Below are 24,946 nucleotides of genomic sequence, written 5' to 3' on the forward strand. Positions count from 1 at the left end.
ATGGCCGCGCTCCTGTCGACCGCGACCGAGCCGGTCTCGGTGGTCCACGCGATCCCGGGCAGGGTCCGCCTGCGGCTCCCGCGCCTCGGGAAGGACGCGGCGTTCGGTCCGCTGCTCGAGGCGGGGCTCACCGCCGTGCCCGGGGTCCTGTCCGTGCGCATCGCCGAGGGCGCGTCGAGCGCCGTCGTCGAGCACGACCCGCGGCACGTCGACCTCGAGGCCATCGTGCGCGCCGCCGCCTCGGCCTCCGCCGCGCCGGCCCCGCGAGGGGCGCTGCGCGCCGCGCGCGCCGCCCGGGAGGTACGGCGCGCGGCCGCCCTCGCGAAGCGCCCGCTCTACCTGTCGAGCGTCGGCATGGTCCTCTCGCTCGGCAGCTTCGTCTCGCCGCTGCTCGCGTACCCGTTCATCGCCGCGACGTCCGCGCCCATCCTCAAGAGGGCCTGGGACTCGGTGGTGCGGGACCGCAAGCTCAACGTCGACCTGCTCGACAGCCTGGCGATCGCCTCGGCCGTGGCGACCGGAAACGCCATCAACGCGGCCGGCATCATCTGGCTGGTCACGCTCGGCGACCACATCCGCGATCTCACCCAGGCGCGCGCCCGGCGCGCGATCAGCGGCCTGCTCGAGTACCAGCAGGACCTCGCGTGGGTGGTCCGCGGCGACGTGAAGGTGCAGATCCCGGTGGCCGAGCTCGCCGCCGGAGACGTCCTCGTCGTCTACACCGGCTCGGTCATCCCGGTCGACGGGACGGTCACGGACGGCGAGGGGCTCGTCGATCAGCAGACGCTGACCGGCGAGTCGATGCCCGTGCTCAAGGGCCCCGGCGACCGCTGCTTCGCGGCGACCGTCATCAAGGACGGCAAGCTGTACATCCGCGCCGAGCGGGTCGGCGGCGACACGACCGCCGCGAGCACGGCGCGGCTCATCGAGAGCGCGCCCGCGCTGGAGACGCGCGCGCAGAACTACGCGGAGCTCGTGGCGAACCGGCTCGTCCCGCCGGCCCTCGCCTGCTCGGCGGTCGTGCTCGCCGCGACCAGGGACCTCGGCCGCGTGTCCGCGATCCTGACGATCGACTTCGGCACCGGACCGCGGGTCTCGGCCCCGACGACGGTGCTCGCGTCGATGAACGCCGCGGCGCGGCGTGGGATCCTCATCAAGGGCGGCGCGTACATCGAGAAGCTCGCGAAGGTGTCGACCGTGGTGTTCGACAAGACGGGCACGCTGACCTCCGGCATCCCCGAGGTGACGGATCTCCTCGTCCACGACGCCCTGTCCGAGCGCGAGGCGGCGACCCTCGCCGCCGCGGTGTCCGCGCGGCAGACCCACCCCGTATCGCAGGCCGTGCTCCGGCTCGCCGAGGCGTGGTGCCTGACGATCCCGGACCGGGAGGAGTCCCGCTACCTCGTCGGCCGGGGCGTGCAGGCCAGGGTGTTCGGCAAGGTCGTGCAGCTCGGCAGCCCCCGCTTCCTCGACGAGCTCGGCATCCCCTGCCGCGCCGAGCCCGGCGCGAGGAAGGCGCTCGAGGCGGCGGCGAAATCGCTCCTCTTCCTCGCCGTCGACGGGCGGCACGTCGCCACGCTCGCCTGCCGCGACGCCATCCGGGCCGAGAGCCGCGCGACGATCAGCAGCCTGCGCGCGCGCGGGATCGAGGACATCGTCATGCTGACGGGCGACAGCCGCGAGGTGGCCAGGCAGGTCGCGCTCGAGCTCGGCATCCCCCGGTACTTCGCGGAGATGCTGCCCGAGGACAAGGCGGAGATCACGCGCCGGATGACGCAGGAGGGCCGCACGGTCGCGGTCGTCGGGGACGGCATCAACGACTCTCCGGCGCTGTCGTACGCCGACATCGGCATCAGCGTGTCCGCGGGCGCCGAGATCGCCCGGGAGACGGCGGGCGTCGTCCTCGTCGAGGACGACCTGTCGAAGCTCATCGAGGCGATCGACATCTCGCGCGCCGCGATGCGCCTCATCCACCAGAACTTCTCGATGATCCTCGCCGTGAACGCGGTCGCGTACGCGCTGTCGATCCCCGGGCTCCTCAACCCGGTCGCGGCGACGCTCATGAACAACGGCTCCGCGGTCCTCGCCTGCGTGAACGGACTCCGTCCGCTCATGGCGGCGCCGCGCAAGAAGGCCCGCGCCGGCGGCCCCTAGCGCGCTCGTCCGCGCGCCGCGCCGCAGCCCGGCACGCGCGCTGCACGAGGGATGGAATGGTTGGAATGCAGAGCGAAACGCGCGCCGGATCGAGATCGTCCGCCGCGGACCGGGCGCGCGCGGCGCGCCGGACTGTGCAGTGGCTGCCCGGCGCGGCGCTCCTGGCGTTGATCGGCTGTGCAGCCGTCGCACGGGCGCCTGCCTCGCCGCACGTCGCGGCGGGGAGCCCGGAGGAGGCCGGCCGGTACCTGATCCTCGTGGGCGGGTGCAACGACTGCCATACGCCCGGCTGGGACCGATCGAGCGGCAAGCTCCCGACCTCGGAGTGGCTGACGGGCAGCGACGTCGGCTACCGAGGTCCGTGGGGGACGAGTTATGCGGCGAACCTCCGGATCTCCGCCCAGAACCTCAGCGAGGAGGCCTGGGTGCGGATGTTCCGCGAGGCCGCCGGCCGGCCGCCGATGCCATGGCTCAACTACGTGACGATGCACGATCGCGATCTCGTCGCGATGTACCGCTTCATCCGGAGCCTCGGTGAGAAGGGCACCCCCGCGCCCCGCGCGGTGTCACCCGAGGAGGAGCCTGCGACGCCGTACATCCTCATGGTCCCGCAGCAGCCGAAGAGCAGGCCGTAGTCGTCATCGTCATCGCCTCGCGTCGGTTCGCGTCGGTTCGCGTCGGTTCGCGTCGGCTTGCGTCAGGCGTGCAGGCCGCCGAGCGTCGCCGACGCCGCGTGGCTCGCCGCCGGCCGCTCGCAGGGCAGCTCCACCGTGAACCGCGCCCCCTCGTCCGGCCGGCTGACGACGCGCACCGCGCCGCCGAGCGCCTCGACGATGCTCTTCACGACGTGGAGCCCGAGCCCGAGCCCGCCGAAGTGGCGGCTCGACACCGCGCGCTCGAACCGGTCGAACACGTGCGGGAGCCTCCCCACCGGGATCCCGATGCCCTGATCCTGCACCACGAGCTCTGCCGTGCCGTCCTTCCGCGCGACCGAGACCTCGATCGGCTTGCCCGCGCCGAACTTGAGGGCGTTGTCGAGCAGGTTCGAGACCACCTGCTCCAGCCTGCTCCTGTCCCACGAGCCCACGATGGACGGCTCGGCGCGCACGCTCACGGACGAGCCGGACTGCGCGATGCGCTCGGTGAGCCGCTCCAGGACGTCGTCCACGACCTCCGCGAGATCGACCGGCTCGACGTGCAGCTCCAGCCGGCCCGTGTGGAGCTGCGACACGTCGAGCACGTCGTCGATCAGCCGGACGAGCCGCTGCACCTGCCGATCCATCCTTTGCAGGGCGCGCGCGAGGCGCTCGTCGGACGCGTGGTCTCCCCGGCGGAGCAGCGCCTGGAGGCCGAGGCGCAGGGAGGTGACGGGCGTCCTGAGCTCGTGCGACGCGACGCTGAGGAACTCGTCGCGGACGCGCACCGCGTGCTGCGCCTCGCGGTAGAGGCGGGCGTTCTCGAGGGCGATCGCGATCTGGTCGGAGAGGAGCTCCAGCACGTGGACGCGAGCGCGCGTGAAGGCGTACGTGGCGAGGTTGTTCTCGAGGTAAACCACCCCGAGCCGCGCCTCGTTCCGCTGGATGGGCAGGACAAGGACCGACCGCGAGCCGCCCCCGGCGAAGTGAGGATCGCGGTCACGCGCCGGCGCGCTGTCCGCGTCGTCGAGCACGAGGAGCTCGCACGCCATGTGGGCGTGCTCGACGACCCGCCGGGGGACCTCGCGCGACCGGGAGAGCGGCGTGCGCTCGATGGAGACCGGGGTGGCGACGGACCCCTGGGCCCGCACGAAGAGCTCCCCCTCTTCCTCGAGCACGAGCGCGCCGCACTGCGCGCCGGCTGCCTCCAGGCAGACGCCCAGGAGCTTCTCGAGCAGCCGATCGAGCACGATCTCGCTCGAGAGGGTCTCGGCGGCCTTGAGCAAGCTGAGCGCGTCGAGGGCGACCGCCGGGAGCCCCTCCGCGAGCTCGGGCTCGTCGCCGGGCCCGCCGAGCCCGAACTCCTCCGCGAGCGCGCAGGCCTTCTCCGAGGCCCCCCAGCGGGTGAACCCCTGGTGCGCGGCCCGCAGGTACATGGCCGCGATCCGCGCCCGTCCGAGCCCGTGGTAGAAGCGCCCAGCCAGCTCGTTGCCGAGCGCCGCGATGTGGACGAACCCCCCGCGCGTCGCCGCCTCGACCGCCTCGTCGTACAGCGCGCCGGCGAGCTCGAACCTGCGCTCGACGCGGGCGATCTCCGCGTCGACGAGGAGGCGCCACGGGCGGAAGTTCTCCGGGCAGCCGAGCTCCCACCTTCGCAGGGCGCGCTGCAGGTCGGCCACGCGCGCGAGCAGCGCGGCCCTCTCGTGCTCGTCGGCCTCATCGCAGCGCCACAGCAGCGTGAGCGCGGTGAACAGCGAGCACTGGCACTCGGGGATGTAGCCGCCGAGAAAGTGAATGAACGGGACCGCCGCGTCGGCGTGAGCGATGGCCTCGGCCAGGTCCCGGAGCAGGTACGAGGCCTGAAGGCGCCCGATGTGATACACGCACCTCGCCGGCGGCTCCCGCTGCGCCGCCTCGAGGAAGGCCTGCTCGTCGAACTCGGCGTCCTCGGCCGCGTTCCGGCCCCTCGTCAGCCCCTTGAGGCACCGGATGGTCTGCCGGAAGGCGAGCTGGTGGAAGAGCGTCGACTTGTTGCCTGTCTGCCGGCTGAACGCGAGCGCGTCGTTCAGATCGACCAGCACGCGATCGAGCTCCACCCCTGCGGCGAACGAGTGTGCCACGAGCCCCGTGCGCGCGTACGAGGAGAAGCGGAGCTCGCCGGACGACACGCCGAGCTCGATGATCTCTCGGAACGGCGCCCCGCTCGAGGCGAGCGGCGCGACCCACGGGTGAACGAACTCGTTGTACATGTACCGGGCGATCGTCTCCTGGGCGCGATCCTCGAACCGCCGCGCGAGCTCCACGGCGAGCTGGCCGAAGCCCTGGGCGCTCGACAGGTCGCCCTCGGCCGCGAGGAGCATCGCGTGCCCTGCATAGGAGAGGCTCGACTCGCTCGAGTTGCCGTGCTCCAGCGCGAAGCGGACGCCGAGAGAGGTGAGGAGCACCAGCTGCTTCCGGTCCGCGAACCAGGCGGGGGCCACCATCTCGGCGAGGAGCCTCATACGGGCCCGCTCTTCCGGGCGGGTCACGCGGGGTAAGTCGACGAGCGACTCGGGCGAGCGCGCCCCGAGGTGGCTGGCGATGGCCCGCCGCTGCGCCGCGATCTCCACGTCGAGATCGGCTGCGGACAGCTCGACCCCGAAGTCCGCGCGCAGCGCGTCGCGCCCCCAGCCGAGCGCCAGATCGTGCTCGCCGGTGATCGTCGTGCTCATGATCCGGAGCGCCTCGAGATCGACCTTCTCCGGGATCGACGCCGCGTGGCGGAGCCCCTCTTCCACGAGCGCGCGGGCCATCGCGTGCTGATCGGTCAGCGCCGCGCACTCCGCCGCGTCGCGGTGGAGGGAGAACCAGAGCTCGTAGCGCGAGCGGAAGGCGCCGTCCGGCAGCAGGCGGAGGCCGCCGCGGAAGTACGCGAGCGCCGGGCCGAAGGCCGCGGCGCGGCGCGCCTTCACGCCGGCGCGGTGGTTGAGCTCGGCGAGGTGGCCCCGCTGCTCCGCGTCGAGCAGCGCGGCGCCCAGGTTCAGCTGGTCCGCGGCGTCGAAGAGCGCCGCGTCCGTCCCGTTGGTGCAGGTGGCCTCGAGGAAGCGGCCGATCTCCAGGTGCAGCTGCATCCGGAGCTGCTCCGGCCCGAGCTCGTAGGCCGTCTGCTGGACCCGGTCGTGGACGAACCGGATCGCGAGCCCCGCCTCGCGCTCGCACGTGCCGTCCGGCACCACGAGCCCCTCGCGGAGCGGCTGGACGAGCGACGCGGTCGTCTCGTCGACGGATCGGCCGAGCACCGCCGCGATGAGCCTGAGCTCCGCGCGCTTGCCGATGCACGCGGCGACCTGCAGGAGCTCCTGCGCCGCCTGGGGCAGCCTGCGGACGGACTCCGACATCAGCTGGACCACGTTGTCGGTGACCCCGACCCGCTCGATCCGGCCGAGATCCCACATCCATGTCGAGCGGCTCGCGTCGAAGAGGAGCAGGCCTTTCTCCTGGAGCGACCGGAGGAGCTGGCGGATGAAGAAGGGGTTACCCGCCGTCTTGGCGAGGAAGAGCTCTGCGAGAGGGCGCGCGCGCTCCGGCTCGCAGCGGAGCGCCTCCGCGAGCAGCGCGACGACCGCCTCGACGCCGAGCGGGCCGAGCGAGAGGTGCGTCATCGGGGGGACCTGCGCGCCCCGGATCTCCTCGATGGTCTGGTGGAGCGGGTGCGCGGCGCCGACTTCCCTCGACCGGTACGCGCCGAGCAGGAGCACGTGCTTGCTGCCTGGATCCGCGGCGAGGGCGCGGAGGACGCGGAGCGACGCCGCGTCCGTCCACTGGAGGTCGTCGAGGAAGATCGCGAGCGGCGGCCGCTGGCTGGCCACCGCGCGCACGAAGTCCTGGATCGCGAGCAGGAAGCGGTTCTCCGCGCGCATCGGATCCGAGGCCGGCAGCGCCGGCGCGTCCCCGAGGAGCTCGGTGAGCTCCGGGCAGAGCTCGCCGAGGGCGCGGCTCCGCTCGCTGACCGCCTCCCTGAGCTGCGCGCGGCTCTCCTCCGGCTCGGCGCGGAGCGCGGCAGCGAGGGCGCGGAGCGCCTCTGCCAGGGACGCATAGGGGACGTTCGCCGCGCGCAGGTCGAACTTGCCCTGGATGAACCGCCCGCCCCGCTCGGCGACGGCGGCCTGCAGCGCCTCGACGAGGGCCGTCTTTCCGACGCCTGCCTCCCCGGTCACCAGCGCGAGCTCCGTCCCGCCGTTCGACACGCGGGCGAGCGCGCCGCGCAGCGCGGCGAGCTCGCGCTCGCGGTCGATCAGGCGCTCGGGCAGCGGGAGGCGCCGCGCCAGGTCCATGCGGCCGAGCTCGAACGGCGCGATGGTGCCTGCGGCGCGCCATCGCCTCTGCGCCTCGTGCAGGTCCTGGGCGAGGCACTCGGCGCTCTGGTATCGCAGGTCCGGCATCTTCGCGAGGAGCCGCTGCACGAGCTCGGAGAGGACGGCCGGGACGCCGGGGCTCGCGACGTGCGCGGGCGCGGGGCTCCTCGCCATGTGGGCGTGCACGAGCGCGAGCGGATCGGCGTCCTTGAAGGGCGGCGCGCCGGTGAGCATGGCGTAGAAGGTCGCTCCCAGCGCGTACAGATCGGAGCGCGCGTCGATGAACCAGCAGGTGCGCCCCAGCTGCTCGGGGGACAGGAAGGGGAGCGCGTCGAGCTTCTCGAGCTCCACGGCGCGGGGCATGCTCGTCAGCTCGGCCGCGTCCGAGAAATGGACCAGGGTGACCTGCCCGTCCTCGCCGAGGACGACGCGGCCTGGGGCGATCCCGCGGTGGACGACGCCGCTCCCGTGGATGCGCGCGCACGTCTCCGCGAGCGCGATGGCGATGTCGAAGAACGCATCCAGCGCCAGCGGCCCTCGCGCGAGCCGCCGCTCGAGGTCCTCGGGGCCTGCGTCCTCGAGGAACAGCGCCGGCATGCTCTCCGGGCCCTCCAGCGCGAGCGGCCGCACGACCCCCGGCACATCGAGCCGGCGCAGGAAGGCGTGCTCGCGCAGCAGGAGGGCCGCCGCGCCCGGGGCTGGATGACGCCCCCGAACGGTTTTCTGCACGACCATCCTCCCGGAAAGCCTCTGTCTGCGGAGCAGAAATCGGCTGCAGCGGTGGACTTCAGTCGCTTCCGCCCGAGTCATACGCGTTCCCCCTCGCGCGTGGCCGCGAGAATATAAAGCAGGATGTGTGCTGGTGCGAGCCGGGAAGTCCCGGGTCTCGTGATATGGGAGGGACGTCGGGTTGTGCGCTTCGCGCCATCGCGCGGCGGCGCCACCGCTCCCTTCCTCTCGGCACGACCCTCTCGGCACGATGACGCGCGCTGCGCGGCCTCACCCTCGTCGCGAGGCGTCCCCTCCAGCGGTCTTTTGCCAGGCCGTCGGGCCCGCGCGGACAGGGGTGAAACGGGCAGGGGTGAGAGGGGGAGCGCGGCGTGACCTCGGGCTCCGGCGACGACCGCCAATCCGGCGAGCGAAGGTGCTAGGATGAATCAGCGCATGTACGGGGGGCGGGCGGCTGCCCCCGCGCCGGTGCGCGCTGCGGGGAGCTTTGATGAACGCACCTGTCGTCGCAGGGGACGTGATCGCCGAGAAGTACCGGGTCGACAGGATCTCGGGCAGCGGCGGGCTGGGGACGGTGGCCTTCGCGAGCCACCTCGTGCTTCCGCAGCGGGTCGCGATCGAGCTCCTGCTCGCCGACGGCAGCCCGGAGCGCGTGGAGCGCTCGCTCCGGGAGGCGCGCGCGGCGGTGGCGCTCAAGGGGGAGCACGTCGCGCGGGTGCTCGACGTCGGCCAGCTCGCCTCGGGGGTCACGTACATCGTCACGGAGCACCTCGACGGGCAGGACCTCTCCGAGCTGCTGCGCGGCCGCGGCCGGATCGAGCTCTCGGAGGCCATCGATTGGGTGCTGCAGGCCTGCGTGGCGGTGGCCGAGGCGCACGCCGCGGGGATCGTGCACCGAGACCTCGAGCCGGCGCGCCTGTTCCTCGCGACGACCCCCGACGGCGCGACGCTCCTCAAGGTGCTCGGCTTCGGCGCGTCCAGGGAGCTGCCTGGCGCGAGCGACGGCGGCGCGCCGGCGCAGACGCGGGCGGACCTCGGCGCGCCGCTCTACATGTCGCCGGAGCGGATGCGATCCTCGGTCATCGTCGACGCCCGCGCCGATGTCTGGTCGCTCGGCGCGATCCTGTACCGGCTCCTGACAGGGCGGCCGCCGTTCGAGGCGAGCTCGCTCGCCGATCTCGCGCCGCGCATCGCGAGCGCGGCGCCGGCGCTCCCGAGCGCGCTGCGGTCCGACATCCCCCCTGCCATCGACCGCGTGCTCCTCTGCTGCCTCGAGAAGGACCCGGCGCGGCGGCCCACGAGCGTGGCCGAGCTGGCGATCGCGCTCGCCCCTCACGCGTCGGCGGAGGGCCAGGATCACGTGGAGCGGGCCGCGCGCCTCCTCGGCGCGACGCTCCCGCCGCGCCCCCGCGCCTCGCTCCCGACGATCGGGCTCGGGCTCAGCGCGAGGCCCCGTCCGCCCGAGAGCGCCGGACCGAGCTCGGAGGCGGGCCCGGTGACCCAGCGGTACGGCGCGTACGGCGCGCAGGACACGGGGCGCAACAGGGCGCGCATCGCGCTGATCGCCGCCGTCGCGTCGCTGCTCGCGATCCTCGGCGTGGCCGCGACGCAGCTCAGGTGAGCCGGCGCCGGCCGAGCCGCCGCGGGCAGAGGAGCGCCGCCTCCGGCCCTCGCTGGAGGGGCATCGTCGCCGGGAGCGCGGCAGGATGGGAGAAGCCGGAGAGCCGTCCTGTCTCCCACGGACGCTGTCTCAGATCCTCGCGGCTATGCCGAGAAAACGTGGCATCCGCGTAGACCGGCTGTCGTAGTATCCGCCGCATGCCGCATTCTCTCCCACATTCCGGGGGCGGTCTCGCTCCGCCCGCGCGCATCGGCAAGGTCGCATTCCTCGGGTATGGCCGCTTCGGCGCGGCGCTCGGGTCGTTGCTCCGCGATGCGGGGATCTCGGTGCGCGCGTTCGACCCTTCCGCGGAGATCCGCGGCGCCGCGCGGGCCGCCTCGCTCCCGGAGCTCGTGGACGGCGCGGATCTCGTCATCGTCGCCGTCCCGGTGCCGGCGGTGCGCGAGGCCCTCCTGTCGCTGCGGCCGCACCTTGCGCCGGGGCAGCTCGTGGCCGACGTGGGCAGCGTGAAGAGCGTGCCGGCGAGCGCCATGGCCGAGGTGCTCGGCGAAGGCCGGCCCTGGGTGGCGACGCACCCGCTGTTCGGTCCGGCGAGCCTCGCCCGCGGCGAGCGCCCGCTGCGCGTCGTCGTCTGCCCGAACCCGGCGCACCCGGACGCGGTGCGCCGCATCGTCGCGCTGTTCGAGCGGATCGGCTGTCAGGTGCTCGAGCAGGCGCCGGAGGAGCACGACCGCGTCATGGCCTTCACGCACGCGCTCGCGTTCTTCATCGCGAAGGGCATGATGGACGCGGGCGTGCCCGCTGGCGCGCCCTACGCGCCGCCCTCGTTCCAGGGCATCGCCCACACGATCGAGACGGTGCGCGTGGACGCGGGGCACCTGTTCGCCGCGCTGCACCGCGAGAACCCCTTCGCGGGCGAGGCGCGCCGCCGCCTCATCGACGCGCTCGTCGCCGTCGATCGGAGCCTCGACGTCCCGACCAAGGACGCCGCGCCCGAGGACCTCGCCGCGCTCGCGATCCCCGATCTCGGCGCGCTCTCTCCCGAGCTCCGCGAGGCGCGGGAGCTCATCGACGACCTGGATCTGGAGCTCGTCGGCCTGCTCGCGCGGAGGGCCGAGCTCGTCCAGCGCGCCGGGCGCGCCAAGGCCACGATCGGGGCGGCGGTCCGGGATCCGGTGCGCGAGGCGCGCCTGATGGAGTCGCGCCGCCGCTGCGCCGTCGAGCTCGGCCTCGACCCCGACGGCGTCGCCGAGGTCTTCGAGGTGATCCTCCGGCACTCGCGCTCGCTCCAGGAGCGGCGCTCCGCCGTCTAGCGCGCGGCGCAGGCGACGGGCTCCTCACCACCGAAACACGAGGCACATCGAGCGCGTCGAGCGGGTATCGACAGAGGGTCAGGAGAGCGTCGATGCATCGCTGTCCATGCCACTTGCGTCGGTTTTCTTCGTGTTCTCTCCGATTCTCGCGCTGCGCTCACGGCCTCTTCGAGGGGGCGCTCGGTGGCGCACGAATTCCTCTTTCCACCCTGGCGTACTCCGGTGTAGGGTCTGCGTGCGGAGATCATGCAGCGGCGTCAGGCGCCCCCTTGTGAATACTGCAGGCGAGACCTGGGTCGCAGGTAATACAGCGCCTCGATTACGATACGAGCTCGTCGGCGCAGCGCAGCGCACGGGAGGGGCTGGAATGGATCTGCGGAGCGGGCGGGCCGAGCGTCCCGGGGCTGAGCGTGGCCGGCGTACGCTCCACGCGCCGGCGCCCTCGCGCAGGGCCGCCTCCGGGAAGGCCCTCCGGCGCCCGGGGGTTCGTTCCGGCAGGCGGGCGGGCGCGCTCACCCTCCGCCGCGGGCGCGGGCTGCTTCCCCCCGGCGACGTGGTTTCCCCGAGCCTCCTTGCACGGGGCGCCGGAGCAGGCTGGAACGGACGCGGCAGACGCCGCTCGAAAGCGGTGGACACAGCCCCATTCCTGAGGATGCTGCGGGGCTGGCCGCGGCGCTGACGACGGAGCAAGGGAGGCAAGGAGACGCGGGATGAGGGCAGAAGTAGGCAGAGTCAACATCCTGGTCGTTGACGACAGGCCTGAGCAGCTCCTCTCCCTGGAGGCAGTCCTCGCGCCGCTCGGCGAGAACATCGTCAAGGCGGCGTCCGGGAGGGAAGCGCTTCGCCATCTCCTTCAGGAGGAGTTCGCGGTCATCCTCCTCGACATCAAGATGCCTGAGATAGATGGGTTCGAGACGGCGACGCTCATCCGCAAGCGGAGGAGCACGCTGCACACGCCGATCATCTTCCTGACGGCGCACACCGAGCGCGTCTATGTCGAGCGCAGCTATTCGCTCGGGGCGGTCGATTACATCATGACCCCGTTCGCCCCCGAGGTCGTCCGCACCAAGGTGTCAGTCTTCGTCGATCTCTTCAAGAAGACACAGAAGATCAAGCTCCAGGCGGAGTCGCTGCGCGCGCACGCGGAGCAGCTCCAGCGGCTCAACCGCGCCGCGCTCACGATCAACTCGGCCCTGTCGCTCGACGCCATGGTCGCGGCGATCACGGAGGCGGCCCGCGACGTCGGCGGCGCCCATCAGGCGATGACCCTCGTGAAGCTGGAGCGGCCCGGTGAGCGGGCGCGGACCGCGGTGTCGCTCTCGGAGCGGTACACGACGTTCCAGAAGGAGGCGCCTCCCCCCATCGCCGGCAAGCTGTGCGCGCTCGTCTGCGCCAGGAACAGGCCTCTCCGGCTGACGCAGCGAGAGCTCTCGCTGCACCCGGAGTGGCTGGACAACGGCGGGCAGAGGCCGCCGCCGCGGGGGTACCTCGCGGCGCCCCTCACCGCGGCCGACGGCCAGAACATCGGGACCATCCAGCTCTCGGATCGGAACGACGGCGAGTTCTCCGACGACGACGAGACCGTCCTCGTGCAGCTCGCGCAGCTCGCATCCATCGCCATCCAGAACTGCGTCCACGCCGAGGCGCGCGAGGCGAACCGCCTGAAGGACGAGTTCCTCGCCACGCTCTCCCACGAGCTGCGCAGCCCGCTGAACGCGATCCTCGGCTGGACGCAGCTCCTGCGGTCCGAGCCGTTCGATGAGCAGCGGGTGTCCCACGGGCTCGAGGTGATCGAGCGCAACGTGGCCGCGCAGACGAAGCTCATCGAGGATCTCCTCGACGTCTCGCGGGTCACGACGGGCAAGCTGAGCATCAGCGCCGCGCCGATGGCGCTCGCGCCCGTCGTGGAGACCGCCATCGACGCGATCCGCCCCGCCGCCGAGGCGAAGGGCCTCACGATCGACGTCTCGCTCGACCCCGACATCGAGGTGAACGGCGACGCGGATCGCCTGCAGCAGGTCGTCTCGAACCTCACGTCCAACGCGCTCAAGTTCACGCGTCCCGGGGACCATATCCTCGTCTCCCTGCGGCGGGCCGGCGCGACGGCGGAGCTCACGGTGCGCGACACGGGCGAGGGGATCGCGCCGGATTTCCTCCCGCTCGTCTTCGAGCGCTTTCGCCAGGCCGACAGCACGAGCCGCAGGACGCACGCGGGCCTCGGCATCGGGCTGTCCCTTGTGCGCCATATCGTCGAGATCCACGGCGGCTCGGTCGTGGCCGACAGCCCTGGGTTGCACAAGGGGTCGACGTTCGTGGTCCGGCTCCCGCTCCTCGGGGTCGAGCGCAGCTCGCTCCAGGCGCTCACGAGGGAGGGGCGGTCGCGCTCGCTCGCGGGCTCGGAGTCCGCGTTCAATCTCGGCGGGCTCCGCGTCCTGCTCGTCGAGGACGACGCGGACGCGAGGGAGCTCCTTCAGGAGGTGCTGTCGCAGCACCACGCCGAGGTGACGGCCGTGGCTTCGGCCCACGAGGCGCTCGCGGCGTTCTGCGCGGATCTCCCGCACGTGCTCGTGAGCGATATCGCCATGCCGGGCGAGGACGGCTATGAGCTCATCCGCGCCATCCGCCAGCGCCCGCCGCAGGCCGGCGGCGATCTGCCCGCGCTGGCCCTGACGGCCTATGCGCGCAAGGAGGACCAGAAGCGCGCGCTCGACGCCGGCTTCCACATGCACGCCACGAAGCCGATCGAGCCCGCCGCCCTCGTGGCCGCCGTGGCCAGCCTCGCGGCCCGGGCCCGCGCAGGCGACCTCCCCTGCGCCCGGGAGCGAGGGTCGAGCGAGGAGATCAACCGGTGAAGAGCGCGCGGAGACGAGGGGCCGCGGGCGCTCCATAGCGGCGCGCCTTCGCGTTCTCCATCGCTCGCACATCCAACATGAGCTCGCTCGCTAGCCCGCCCGACCCGCCAGCGATATCGGGTCTCTCCCCAGCGTGCCCGCGCTCATGAGCAGGGACGAGGACCATGGCCGATGGGCATCGGGCCTGGGACTTGCACTTCTTGCACTTGATGACGCGAACGTGTCCTCATGACCAGACTGGGAGCCGACCCATCGGGGGCCAGACGAGGCGCGTCCGCGCTGCAGTCGGGCTCTGTTCGCGTGGTGCGCGGCGCCGGCGCCGCTCCTCCAGGTCGCTCACGCGAGGAGGCTTTGGCTCATGGGGCCCTCACCTCTGGAGGTCAATCCGTTATGGCGGATGAGCTGTCAGGCACAGTCGCTCTTCACGCGTCATGTTCGCCCCGCGCCGATGTAGGCGAATGTGCTTGACCAGCGGGAGCTCACGGGGGGGCACCCACATGCAACGATGATGCAGTGAGACAAAAAGCTTGCGTAATCCAGTATGGTGGCTTATCGTCCACCATAACGGAATCACCACGGAGTTGACACCGGCCCATCGAATGCAGCGTGCTCATAGCGCTTTTTAGGGCGCACATTTTGCGCGAATTTGCGTGGATTGAGTCGCTTGGCGGTGTGGAGCGGTGATCGGCGCGGGGTTCTGCCGAGTCATTCTTTGGGGGGGACAACCCAACGGAGAGAACGAACCATGAACGCTTCGAAGAGCATCTTTGCAAGCGCGCTGCTGCTAGGCGCGACCATGATGATGATCGGCGCCGGATGCGGCGATGACGGCGAGACCAACACCACCTCCTCCTCCACCACGACGAGCTCGGCGTCGGGTACGGGCGGCGAAGGCGGCGCCGGCGGCGAGGGTGGCGCGGGTGAGGGTGGCGGCACCGGCGGCGCGGGTGGCGCGGGCGAGGGCGGCGGCACCGGCGGCGCGGGTGGCGCGGGTGGCGCGGGCGAGGGCGGCGGCACCGGTGGCGCTGGCGGCGCCGGCGGCGCTGGCGGCGCGGGCGGCGCCTGAGACGAGCGCGTCGATAGCGGCCATCCCTCGCCGAGCCCGCGGTACGGCGGGCGAGGGATAGGCTGTTGGAGCGCCACTCATCACCTCCCGTCCCCATGCGTCTTCGCGGCTGCATGGCTCGGCCGGGCGTTGTTCGGCGCTCTATCGCGATGTGCAGGTTCGTGGGATGCTAGCTCGACCGCCAGGCCAGCGCGTTAGGCGTGCGAATGTGCGCTGAAGCGAGCCGAACGAAGCGGATGAGCCCGTAGCGCACGAAGTTGCGCCCCGCTGTGGGCTCGGGAATCACGGGTGGGCTGGGAGACAGCAGGTGCTTTGTGTCTTCCCACCGTCCCGTGGTGTCCCGAGCATTTTGATTTCGGAAACTCTGCCTGTCAGCGCCGGACTCGAGGGGCCGGGTGAAGGACGGCGTCTGCGCTGATGCCGCGCTGCCACGTGTCTTTCGCGCTGCGGGGCACCTCGTTCGCACGGCTGCATTCCCGTTCGCGCTTGTACGCATCTCGGACGGAGCCGTGGCGCATACGCGCCCGCGCTATGCATGTTTTGCGGCCCCTCTGGTGCCGGCGTCATGGATTTTTCCGAGGGGATGTCCCTCCGCGATGTGAGCTTTGCCCACGGCGCCCCCGCGAAGCCTCGTTGAATCTCTCCCCTTCCTGGCGGGGAATCCTGTCGGGCGGGACGGACCCGGACGCACCCCGCTGCAGCGGGGCTAGCGCGCCTCGTTGCAGCGCCGCAGCTCGCTCGTGGGGCTAGCGTCGCGGTTGCACGCGCGGAGCTCCTCGGTGAGGCGAGCGACCTCGTCGACGAGGGCCTCATTGCAGCGACGGAGCTCGCGCGAGGTGCTCTGCGCGTCGCGGTGGCGCAACGCGTTGTGCACGGCCACCGCCGCCTGCGATGCGAGGAGGCCGCAGAGCTCGACCTGGCCGGCGCGGAACGCGCCGGCGGTCGCGCCGTTCTCCGCGTAGAGCACGCCGGTGAGGCGGCCCTGATGCGTCATGGCGAGGCACAGGATCGATCGAAGGCCGCCCTCGAGCAGGTAAGGGTCGTCCGCGAACCGCTCGTCCAGGGCCGCGCTTGTGAGGGCGATCGGCTGCTGTGTCTGGGCGACATGCTGGACGACGCTCGCGGCGAGATCGGCGGTGGAATCGGCGGTGGAATCGAGCGGCGTCGCAGGTCCGAGGCGAACCCCTCCGCGGTCGCCGTCGAGCTCGGCCTCGATGGTCAGCGCGCCGTCGCGCGCGAGGAGCAGCACGGCGCGCTGCGCGCCCGCGCTCTCGCACAGGGCCCGGAGGAGCCGCTCGAAGAGGCGCTCCAGGACGAGCTCCCCGCAGATCGCGCGCGAGACGCGGAGGAGGGCGAACGCGTCGAGCGACGTGGGGCGCTCCGTGCTCGCCGGGAGCGCGGACTCCGGCGGACGGCTCTGCTGCCCGACGAGCGCGGCGCGCGCCACGAGGTGCGGGTACTTTCGCGACAGCTGTCGCGCTTTGGCCTGCGCGCCCCACCGCAGATAGCCCTCGTGGGCGTCGGCCATGTAGACGTGGGCGATCCTCTCCCTGCCGCTCGCGAGGTGGAACTTCGCGCAGAGCTCGCTGGCGAGCGCCTCGTCCCGGACGAAGCCGTTCACCTTCGCCGACTCGATCGCCTGATCGTAGAGCTTCATCGCAGCGAGCTCCTCGCCGGCGGCGCGCGCGGACTCCGCGCGGAGGAGGAGGTGCTTGTGACGGTAGTTGTCCGGGCACCGCTCGCCCCACTCCGAGAACCGATCCCGGTAGCTCGCCACCGAGACGGTGGTCAGCTGCCGGCCGCGCGCCAGCGCGGGCGAGAGCAGCGTCAGGCAGGTGTAAAAGAACACCTCGGTCGCGAGGTGATCGTCGACGCCGCCCTGCATCCTCGCCTCGGCCAGCGAGCCCATCCGCAGCGCCCCCTCGTAGTCCTCGTTGAGGAAGCAGATCTGCTGCCGCAGCGCGTAGTGGACGCGCGCGGCGGCGCCGTGCGCCGGCGCCGAGAGCTTCGCTTCCTCCCCTGCGTCGTCGAGATCGCCGTGGCTGGGCGGGCGGGACGCGCCGGCGCGCGTCGTGTCCATCAGGTCGTCGAGCGCGCGGCGCACCCCGGTCAGCGCGAGGGCGGCGAGCTCCTCCCGCGCGCGCCGCACGAGCGAGAGGAACCCGTCGACCTCGGCCCGCACCGCCTCGCACTCGTCGCCGAGCCCGAATCGAACGAGCGCGGTGTGGACGCACGCCTGGGACAGGTAGGTGAGATCGCCCGTCCTGTGCCCCGCCTCGAGCGCGGCCTGGAAGAGATCGAGGCTGGAAAGGAGATGATCGGTGAAGACGCTGACGTGGGCCCCGAGCACGACGCGCAGCCGGCACGAGAGCTCGGGCTGTCCGGACCTCTCGTTCATCTCGAGCGCGAGCTGGCCGAGCTCGTAGGCCTCGTCGTAGCGGCGGAGCACCCGCGCGGCGACCCAGGCGTAGGCCATGTAGCCGTACGAGGAAGCTCCGCCGTGGCCGCGCTCCAGCGACAGGTTGACCTGCCTGGCCGCGATGAACGTGCAGAGCGGCGGGTTCACCGTCGCGGCGGGGAGCATGAGCGCCATGAGGAGCCGGAGCGCCGCGCGGGTCCGGGCGTCCGACGCCTCGGGCTCGTCGAGCAGATCCTTGAGCCGGCGCGTGCCGAGCGCGGCGCGCGCGGCCGCGAGCTCGGCGTCCGCGGCCGCCTTCCGCCCCGGCCCGTCCTCCGGGAGGGGGACGCCGAGCATCGCGAGGGCCGTCCTTCCGAGCGCCACCGCCTCGTCGAGCCGGCCCTGGGTTGTGTACACGGCGATGCGCAGCTCGTGCGCCCTGGCCCGCTCGAGATCCGAGCGCGCCTCCGCCGCGAGCACGTCGAGCAGCGCCTCCGCGCGCTCGAGCCGGCCGCCGAGGTGCGCGCACTCGGCCGCCTCCGCGTGCAGCGAGAAGGCGATCTCGTGGTCTCGCTTGAAGCTCCCATCCGGCAGCGCCGCGATCCCGGCCTCGAAGAGATCGGCGGCCGCCGGGGTCGCGCCCCGCTCCCTCGCCTTGCGACCCGCTGCGAGGTTCATCGCGGCGAGCGCCTCCCGCTCGCGCGGCTCGACGATCAAGGGCGCGCCGAGGTTCAGGTGGTGCGCGGCCTCGAAGAGCGCCTCGTCCGAGCGCTCGCGCTGCGATCGCGCCTCGGCCATGCGCCCGAGGCGCAGGTGGACCGCGCGCCGCTCCGCGTCAGGGAGGGCGGCGTAGGCATCGATGTCGACCTTCAGCACCTGCGCACGCGCAGTGCGCTCGTCAGCGGGCTTGCAGAGCAACTTCATCGCCATCTCCGAGGCGATCCCTGGGGGCGCCGGCGGCGAGGGCGGGGCTGGCGCGGGGGGGCCGCGCAGTCGCGCCTTCGCTCGCAGGGAGCTCCGTCGTGATCGTAGATGGGTGGGGGGTCATCGAGCGGCCGGCGCCCGCGGTCGCGGGCTCCTCCAGCGGGAATACGTCCGCCGGAGTGGTGTGAAAGCATCCTACCCTAAGTGGGCGTGGGTGCGCTACGGTGGTAGGCGCCCGTCTTTCCGTTCTGCGCGCGCCGCCGGTCGCCTGCGTAGCCGGGGGGGAAGGGCGGCCTCTGGGTCCGCGGTGACCGGCGGCGCGCGGCTCACGGCTCCCGACGCCCGCCCCGGCGTCAGGGCCGCCCCGGCGTCAGGGCTTGCGCGCGAGCAGCCCGCCCATCGCCTGCGCCTCGCCGGGCCAGGCGACGTTCAAGATGCCAGTCGCCCGCGCCTGGACGGCAGCGGCGAGCGACTCGACCAGATTTCGATTATCGATGATCTGGATCCGGAACATGCGGTGTTCAGGGCGAGAGATTCCCTATCCATCTCTGTCGGCGTGCGCGTGCCAGTACGTGAGTCGATCGATCGCGCGACCGGGGTCGAATGGCCGGTTCGCCCGGGGAGCGACGGTGTGAAGAGGACATGCGGCGGCGCTGAACGAACGCGTCCTCACGCCCCGGATGAGCCCGCATCGAGCGAGAAAAGTTTGGATTTTTCAACTTCGCGAGAAGCTTGAAAGGCGCGGGCCATGGTCCGCATCCTGCAATGTTTCCAGTGTGCCCGCGTCGAGGCGGGAGAGGAGATGCAGTATGTGGTCTGTCTTGAGAGCACGGAGCGCCCTCTGCGGCGTCATCTGCTGTGGCGCCGGGTGTATGTCCTCGGAGGCTGCGGACGCTGTGTCGGAGGGCGAACCGGGAGGCGACAGCGGCGGTGCGGCGCGGGCGAACGCCGAGCACGCCTCGCCTCCCGGGATGTGCGAGACGGGGGCAGTCGGTCCCGGGGGCGTGTGTCTGGGTGCCGCGGTCGCACCCGGCGGGCGGTTGGCCCGCGCGACCGGGCTCGGCGACGGCGAGCGGGCCGAGCGGTCGTGCCGGCAGAGCTCGTTCAGCCGGCAGTATCCTGGCAAGGGCGCGACCCTGCGCGGCTTCACGGTCGACGGCGCCGGCCGCGCGCTGCTCGCCGGCTCCTTCGAGGGGGAGCTGATCTTCGGCAGCACCCGGCTGCGGAGCGCGGGCGCGACGGACGCCTTCGTGGCCGAGCTCGACGCGTGCGGCGCTCCGCTCTGGAGCAAGCAGTTCGGCGACGGCACGGCGCAGAGCGCCATCGACGTGGCCGCGAGCAGCGGGGGTCAGTCGCTCGTGCTCGGCGATTTCTCCGGCACGGTCCGCTTCGGCGCGCACCGGCTCACGGCGGCGTCGCCCTCGGGCGCGGACCTGTTCCTCGTGAAGCTCGGCCCGCGCGGCGCGGCGAGCTGGGCGGCGCAGATCTCCGCGGAGGAGGACGCGATCCTGAGCGGCACGGCGCTCGCCGCCGATGGCCGCGGCGGCGCGCTCGTGCTCGGCAGGCTGGAGGGGGCCGCGAAGGTCGCCGGCGCGCGGATCGAGCGTCGGGCCATCGGCGCCTTCGTCGTCCGGCTCGACGCCTCGGGTCGCTTCGCGTGGGTCAGCCTGCCGCCGAGCGGCTCCGACAGCGAGGAGATCGGCATCGAGGTCGACCGCGACGGGAACGCGATCCTCGCGAGCCAGGACGGGCGGGGCACGGCGACGTTCGTGACCAAGCTGGACCGGAACGGAGAGCTCGTTTGGCACAAGCGGTTCCGTGGCTCGCCGGAGCAGCTCGAGGAGGCGTACGACCTCGCCGTGGATCCAGAAGGCGCTGCGCTGCTCTCCGGCAGCGGCGTCTTCGGCGAGCCCGATCTGCCGGGCGGCCCGCGGCCGTTCGTCGCCAAGATCGGCCCGGATGGCCGTGTGATCTGGGTGAAGCGCTTCGACGCGCGGAGCCCTCGCCGCATCACGGCGAGCGGCGAGCGCGTGGTGCTGGCCGGCGATGCGCTGTGCGCGTCGGCGGATGAGCCGGCGTCGTGCAGCGCGTGGGCGGCCGGGCTCAGCTCCAGCGGAGAGGAGCAGTGGACCCGGCGCATCGGCGCGGACGTCCACGTCTCCGGGCTGGAGATGGACCCGTGGGAGAGCCCGATGCTGGCCGGGTCCTTCCAGGGCACGATGGCGCTCGGGGGCGAACGCCTCTCCAGCGACCAGGGCGCGCTCTTCCTGACCCGCTTGCCGGACCCGGGCTGACCGCGCGCGGGCGCTCGGGTCCTCCCGGAGAGATCGCCTGGAAAGCGCCCGTCGCCGGCGGACGGCGCGGCGCTGGCCCGGCTCACACGCCGAGCGCGCGGCGGACGGCGGCGACGATCTCCTCGGGGGTGCCGCCGACGTCGGCGCGGATCGCGTCCTCGGGCGGCTCCAGCGCGGCGAGCTGCGTCGAGAGGAGGCCGGGGGGCATGAAGTGATCCTTGCGCGCCGAGAGGCGCGCGGCGATCAGCGCTGGATCGCCGGTCAGGTGCACGAGGCGCATCCGCGCGGGGTCAACGAGCAGCTGCGCGCGGTGCGCCGCCTTGAGCGCCGAGCAGGCGATCACGGCGCCGCGCCCCTCGTCGAGGAGCTGGCGGATGCGCGCGGTGAGCGCCGCGATCCACGGCGCGCGATCCCGATCGTCGAGCGGCTTGCCGGCGCGCATCTTCTCGATGTTGGCGGCGGGGTGGAAGTCGTCGGCGTCGACGAGCTCCCATCCGAGCTCGCGCGCAAGGCGCGCCCCGACCGTCGTTTTTCCGGCGCCGCTCACGCCCATCACGAGCACGATCACGGGCGCCGCGCCTCTCCGAGGGCTGTCTCTCGCGCTCTTCGCATGGTGGGAGCCATCCTATCATGGGCGGTTCGGCACGCCCCCTGCTGCGCCGGGCGCATGCGTAGGCCTCCGATCCCTGTGGTCCTGTTGCCATTTTCCCTGCTCTGCGCCGGTTGCTCCTCTGGCGGCGCCGAGCCGGAGCCGCGGCCCTCGCCGTCCGGGTGCGCCGATCCGGGCACCGCGGGCTGCGTCGTCGCCTCGGACAGGCAGCGGGCCCGCGCGCCTCGGGTGCCGGAGGCCGACGCCAGGGAGCTCGCCCTCGGCAACACGGCGTTCGCCCTCGAGCTCTACCGCCGGATCGGCGCCGCGCCGGGCAACCTCTTCTGTTCGCCGTACAGCGTGTCGAGCGCGCTGGCGATGACGTACGCCGGCGCGCGCGGGGAAACGGCGCAGCAGATGGCGCGCGCGCTGCGCTTCACGCTGCCGCAAGCGCGGCTCCACCCGGCGTTCAACGCGCTCGATCTGGCGCTCGCGCGCCGCGGCGAGGGCGCCGAGGGGCGGGACGGCAAGGGGTTCCGGCTCCACGTGGCCAACGCGATCTGGGGGCAGATCGGCTCCGCGTTCGTGCCGTCGTTCCTCGACGTGCTGGCGGAGAGCTACGGGGCCGGGCTGCACGTCGTCGACTTCGTCCAGGCGCCCGACGAGGCGCGGGGGATCATCAATGGCTGGGTAGCCGAGCGCACCGAGGACCGCATCAAGGACATCCTGCCTGAAGGCGCCCTCGGGCCCTCGACCCGGCTCGTGCTGACGAACGCCATCTACTTCAACGCTGCCTGGCAGTTTCCGTTCGAGGAGGAGGAGACGAGTCCGGGGAGCTTCACGCTGGCGGACGGCTCCACGGTGTCCGTGCCGATGATGACCAACCACGCGCAGGTCCGTTATGGCGAGGGCGACGGCTACGAGGCGCTGGAGCTGCCCTACGACGGCGGCGAGCTGTCGATGGTGCTCGTGCTCCCGTCGGAGCTCGGCGGCTTCGAGGCGGGGCTCGATCCGGAGCGGCTGGAGGGCGTCCTCGCCTCCCTCGGGTCGCGGAGCGTCACGATGGCGCTGCCGCGGTTCAAGATCGCTTCGACCCTGGATCTCGCCCCGCCGCTCGAGGATCTGGGGATGCCCGCCGCCTTCTCCGATCGCGCCGATTTCTCGGGGATAAGCGTCCAGGGCGGCCTGTTCATCACCGATGTGCTCCACGAAGCGTTCGTCTCCGTGAACGAGGCGGGCACCGAGGCGGCGGCGGCGACGGCGGTGGTGATCGGCGAGACGTCGGCGCCCGAGCCCGCCACCCTCCGCTTCGACCGCCCGTTCCTCTTTGTCATCCGGGATCGCGCGACGAGCGCGATCCTGTTCGTCGGCCGCGTGGCCGACCCGTCCAGGTAAGAGCGCAGGGTCCGGACGAGCGAGGCATCCTGCGACAGGCGTTGCATCCTGTCCTGTGGCGCCGCGGCGCGCGCCGCGCGAGCCCTCCTCAGTAGAGGCGGGGGACGAGCCGCGCGGACGTCCGGCGCGCGTAGTCGTCGTATTCCGGAAAGGTGTCGCGCAGCACGCGCTCCTCGTATCCCATGCGGATGACCTGCAGGATCATCTCGACCGTGTAGATCAGGACCGCGGCGATGGACGGATAGATCAAGATGATACCCGTCCCCTGGATCAGGGTGGCGAGATAGACCGGGTGGCGTACGAGCCGGTAGGGGCCATTGGTGATGAGGCGTCGCGCCTCGGGCATGACGCTGAACGACTTGCCCAGCCACCCGATGCTGACCACGGCGAGCGCCATTCCAGCGAGGATGAGCAGCGTGCCCACCACCTGACGGCCGGGCATCGGCGGGGCCTTGGGCAGCCATGCGATGCTCGCCGGCAGCAGGCCGGCGGCGAGCGCGGTGACGCGAGGTACGACGCCGCTCAGCTTGCGTACAGGGCGGAGGCGAACGAGCGTGAACGCCGCGACGAGCAGCAGGTAGGCCTCGGTGGCCACGAGCGAGGCCACCGTCGTCCCGTACGTGAGCCCCCTGGGCCCGCTCCAGAGAAACAGGTGAGCATAGATATCGCGCCCGACGAACAGGGCGTTATAGAGCATGAGGACGGCGAGCGGCAGCCGCATCGCGAGGTCGTAGAGCACCGCGCCATTCATTTGTATTCCCCCTTACTTCGCATCGTGAGAGGGGGCGCGAGCGAGGTCAAGCCAGCGGGGCTTTCGTCGCGTCGGATCCATCATCCATCCACCGCGGGCGCAGCGCGCTTCGACGACGGCGGGGCCGCGGGACGATCGAGGTCTGTCGGAGACAGCGCCTGCGGGGGAGAAGGAGAGTTCAGCCGTATCGGAGCTTGAGGAGGAACACGGTGGTGCATAGGGGAGGCGTATCCGGAGAGACAGGGAGATAGAGATGTTTTGTCGACGCCTCCACGCTTCCACGTGGTGCGGCGTCCACCTTCGGGAGGGCCGCTGCGCTCAGCTGGTCCGCCCGCCGACGCGCTCACACCGCCTCGATCATCCTCTCCACCGCATCGCAGATCTCCTGCTCATCCAGCGCCGCGAACCCGAGCCGCAGGAAGGGGCGCTTCTTGCCGTCGAACGCGAACCGCCGCCCCGCGGAGAACGCCACCTTCCGCGCGAGCGCGCGCTCGGCCCAGGCGTCCGCGTCGATCGCGGCATCCACCTTGGCCCACAGGGCCATACCGCCGGCTGGCACGGCGAAGTCGAGCGCGCCGGGGAGCCGCGCGCGCAGCGACGCGACGAGCAGATCGCGCCGCGCCCGGTAGGCGCGGCGCGCGCGCTGCGCGTGGCGCTGCACCTCGCCGTCCTCGAGGAGCTCGGCGACGGCGCGCTCCACGGCGTGGTCGCCCTGCCGGTCGACGAAGGTGCGGTGGAGGGAGAGGCGCTCGATCAGCGGCTCGGGGGCGACCACGAAGCCGATCCGGAGCCCGGGGGCGAGGATCTTCGACAGGGTGCCGATGTAGATGACGACGCCGGCCGTGTCCGCGCTGGCGAGCGGCAGCACCGGGCGGCCGTCGTAGTGGAACTCGTGATCGTAGTCGTCCTCGAGGATCGCGATCCGGCGGGCCCGGCAGAGCTCGAGGAGCGCGATGCGCCTGCCGGGCGCGAGCACCGCGGTCGTGGGGTACTGGTGGTGCGGGGTGACGTAGACGGCGCGCAGGCGCTCCCGCTCGGCGAGCTCCGAGAGCGCATCGACGGAGAGGCCCGCGGCGTCGACAGGCAGCGGGAGGAGCCGCGCGCCGGCGAGGCGGAGGGCCTCCCACGCGGGGCGGTAGCCGTAGGACTCGACGGCGACCGCGTCGCCCGGCGTGATCAGGGCGCGGGCGACGAGGTCGAGCGCCATCTGGCTGCCGCGCGTGACGAGGACCGACTCCGGCCCGGCGGCGAGGCCGCGCACCGCCGAGAGCATCGCGGCGAGGGCGGCGCGGAGGCGCCCGTCGCCGCGCGGATCGGCGTAGTCGAGCAGCTGCTTCGACCCGGCGTGCAGCGCGCGGCGGTAGGCGCGCGCGAGCGCCGCGGTCGGCACGAGGCGCATGTCGGGGAGGCCGCCGCTCATGCGGAGCGTGCCGGGCGGGATGATGGGCACGTGCCGGAGCGAGGTCGCGCCGAGATCGAAGCCGAGCCGCGCCGGCACCTCCGCCCGCGCGGCGGCGCGCCGGGCGAAGCCGCGGGGCGCCGGCGCCGGCAGCTCCGCCGAGACGAAGGTGCCGCGCGCGGCGCTGGCCTCGATCCAGCCCTCGGCGGCGAGCTCGCGGTACGCGGCGAGGACGGTGTTGCGATGGACCGACAGCGACCGCGCGAGCGCGCGGCTGCCCGGGAGCTCGGCGCCGGCGCGGAGCCGGCCGCGGCGGATGTCGTCGGCGAGGGCGCGCGCGATCTGCAGGAAGATCGGCTGCGGCGCGGCGGGATCGACCGCGAGGGTGAGCTCCCAGGGCATGCCAGCTGGTCTAGCAGAAATCGGCGAACCGGATCTTTCGGGAGTACCAGGTGCGCGCCAACCTCGGTCCATGCGCAGGGAGATTTTTCG

At 72.5% G+C, this 24,946-nt stretch carries 14 protein-coding genes; 8 read left to right on the plus strand and 6 right to left on the minus strand.

The features are described from left to right. Positions 1 to 2,154 carry a heavy metal translocating P-type ATPase gene (locus WMF45_RS07265; RefSeq protein WP_437716213.1) on the plus strand — a complete coding sequence of 718 codons (2,154 nt, stop codon included), beginning with the start codon at positions 1 to 3 and terminating at the stop codon, positions 2,152 to 2,154. Between the two features lie 65 nt (positions 2,155 to 2,219). Further along, entirely contained in the window at positions 2,220 to 2,789 is a 570-nt protein-coding gene (locus tag WMF45_RS07270) for a cytochrome C (RefSeq protein ID WP_437716214.1), read from the plus strand. 62 nt (positions 2,790 to 2,851) lie between these two features. On the opposite strand, the gene WMF45_RS07275 is transcribed toward WMF45_RS07270, so the two are convergent. Next, positions 2,852 to 7,933 (minus strand): sensor histidine kinase, encoded by a 5,082-nt coding sequence (locus WMF45_RS07275; protein ID WP_437716215.1) that lies wholly within the window; start codon positions 7,931 to 7,933, stop codon positions 2,852 to 2,854. 409 nt (positions 7,934 to 8,342) lie between these two features. Here WMF45_RS07275 and WMF45_RS07280 point away from each other — a divergent pair, with 409 nt between their 5' ends. The 4 genes from WMF45_RS07280 (at position 8,343) to WMF45_RS07295 (ending at position 14,704) form a co-directional block, all read left to right on the plus strand. Beyond that, on the plus strand, positions 8,343 to 9,473 hold the full coding sequence (locus WMF45_RS07280) for a serine/threonine-protein kinase (protein WP_437716216.1): 1,131 nt from the start codon (positions 8,343 to 8,345) through the stop codon (positions 9,471 to 9,473). Positions 9,474 to 9,670: 197 nt separating this feature from the next. Then, positions 9,671 to 10,786: a prephenate dehydrogenase/arogenate dehydrogenase family protein gene (locus WMF45_RS07285; protein WP_437716217.1), complete on the plus strand. Its 1,116-nt coding sequence runs from the start codon at positions 9,671 to 9,673 to the stop codon at positions 10,784 to 10,786. 710 nt (positions 10,787 to 11,496) lie between these two features. Beyond that, complete coding sequence (locus WMF45_RS07290) at positions 11,497 to 13,638, plus strand: response regulator (protein ID WP_437716218.1); 2,142 nt, start codon at positions 11,497 to 11,499, stop codon at positions 13,636 to 13,638. A gap of 745 nt (positions 13,639 to 14,383) precedes the next feature. Next, entirely contained in the window at positions 14,384 to 14,704 is a 321-nt protein-coding gene (locus tag WMF45_RS07295; protein WP_437716219.1) for a hypothetical protein, read from the plus strand. A 706-nt stretch (positions 14,705 to 15,410) separates the two neighbouring features. Here WMF45_RS07295 and WMF45_RS07300 read toward each other — a convergent pair. Further along, positions 15,411 to 18,026 carry a GAF domain-containing protein gene (locus tag WMF45_RS07300; protein ID WP_437716220.1) on the minus strand — a complete coding sequence of 872 codons (2,616 nt, stop codon included), beginning with the start codon at positions 18,024 to 18,026 and terminating at the stop codon, positions 15,411 to 15,413. Between the two features lie 370 nt (positions 18,027 to 18,396). Beyond that, a complete protein-coding gene (locus WMF45_RS07305; protein WP_437716221.1) occupies positions 18,397 to 18,540 on the minus strand; it encodes a hypothetical protein in 144 nt (47 codons plus the stop codon). A 526-nt stretch (positions 18,541 to 19,066) separates the two neighbouring features. Between WMF45_RS07305 and WMF45_RS07310 the strand changes: the two genes are divergently transcribed. Further along, a complete protein-coding gene (locus WMF45_RS07310; RefSeq protein WP_437716222.1) occupies positions 19,067 to 20,320 on the plus strand; it encodes a hypothetical protein in 1,254 nt (417 codons plus the stop codon). 82 nt (positions 20,321 to 20,402) lie between these two features. Here WMF45_RS07310 and WMF45_RS07315 read toward each other — a convergent pair whose 3' ends face one another. Continuing rightward, entirely contained in the window at positions 20,403 to 20,888 is a 486-nt protein-coding gene (locus tag WMF45_RS07315) for a gluconokinase (protein WP_437716223.1), read from the minus strand. A 120-nt stretch (positions 20,889 to 21,008) separates the two neighbouring features. On the opposite strand from WMF45_RS07315, the gene WMF45_RS07320 reads away from it, so the two are divergent. Beyond that, a complete protein-coding gene (locus WMF45_RS07320) occupies positions 21,009 to 22,304 on the plus strand; it encodes a serpin family protein (RefSeq protein WP_437716224.1) in 1,296 nt (431 codons plus the stop codon). Positions 22,305 to 22,392: 88 nt separating this feature from the next. On the opposite strand, the gene WMF45_RS07325 is transcribed toward WMF45_RS07320, so the two are convergent. After that, positions 22,393 to 23,055, minus strand: a complete 663-nt coding sequence (locus WMF45_RS07325) for a methyltransferase family protein (protein ID WP_437716225.1) — start codon at positions 23,053 to 23,055, stop codon at positions 22,393 to 22,395. A gap of 343 nt (positions 23,056 to 23,398) precedes the next feature. Beyond that, complete coding sequence (locus WMF45_RS07330) at positions 23,399 to 24,856, minus strand: PLP-dependent aminotransferase family protein (protein ID WP_437716226.1); 1,458 nt, start codon at positions 24,854 to 24,856, stop codon at positions 23,399 to 23,401. Positions 24,857 to 24,946: the final 90 nt, after the last annotated feature.

Origin of the sequence: Sorangium sp. So ce448 (assembly GCF_051520915.1) — a bacterium.
GTDB classification, from domain to species: domain Bacteria; phylum Myxococcota_A; class Polyangia; order Polyangiales; family Polyangiaceae; genus Sorangium; species Sorangium cellulosum_B.

Excerpts from the sequence above, each read along its gene's own strand:
- WMF45_RS07265 (WP_437716213.1), top strand. The coding sequence starts at position 1 with ATGGCCGCGCTCCTGTCGACCGCGACCGAGCCGGTCTCGGTGGTCCAC.
- WMF45_RS07270 (WP_437716214.1), top strand. The coding sequence starts at position 2,220 with ATGCAGAGCGAAACGCGCGCCGGATCGAGATCGTCCGCCGCGGACCGG.
- WMF45_RS07275 (WP_437716215.1), bottom strand. The coding sequence starts at position 7,933 with ATGACTCGGGCGGAAGCGACTGAAGTCCACCGCTGCAGCCGATTTCTG.
- WMF45_RS07280 (WP_437716216.1), top strand. The coding sequence starts at position 8,343 with ATGAACGCACCTGTCGTCGCAGGGGACGTGATCGCCGAGAAGTACCGG.
- WMF45_RS07285 (WP_437716217.1), top strand. The coding sequence starts at position 9,671 with ATGCCGCATTCTCTCCCACATTCCGGGGGCGGTCTCGCTCCGCCCGCG.
- WMF45_RS07290 (WP_437716218.1), top strand. The coding sequence starts at position 11,497 with ATGAGGGCAGAAGTAGGCAGAGTCAACATCCTGGTCGTTGACGACAGG.
- WMF45_RS07295 (WP_437716219.1), top strand. The coding sequence starts at position 14,384 with ATGAACGCTTCGAAGAGCATCTTTGCAAGCGCGCTGCTGCTAGGCGCG.
- WMF45_RS07300 (WP_437716220.1), bottom strand. The coding sequence starts at position 18,026 with ATGAAGTTGCTCTGCAAGCCCGCTGACGAGCGCACTGCGCGTGCGCAG.
- WMF45_RS07305 (WP_437716221.1), bottom strand. The coding sequence starts at position 18,540 with ATGTTCCGGATCCAGATCATCGATAATCGAAATCTGGTCGAGTCGCTC.
- WMF45_RS07325 (WP_437716225.1), bottom strand. The coding sequence starts at position 23,055 with ATGAATGGCGCGGTGCTCTACGACCTCGCGATGCGGCTGCCGCTCGCC.
- WMF45_RS07330 (WP_437716226.1), bottom strand. The coding sequence starts at position 24,856 with ATGCCCTGGGAGCTCACCCTCGCGGTCGATCCCGCCGCGCCGCAGCCG.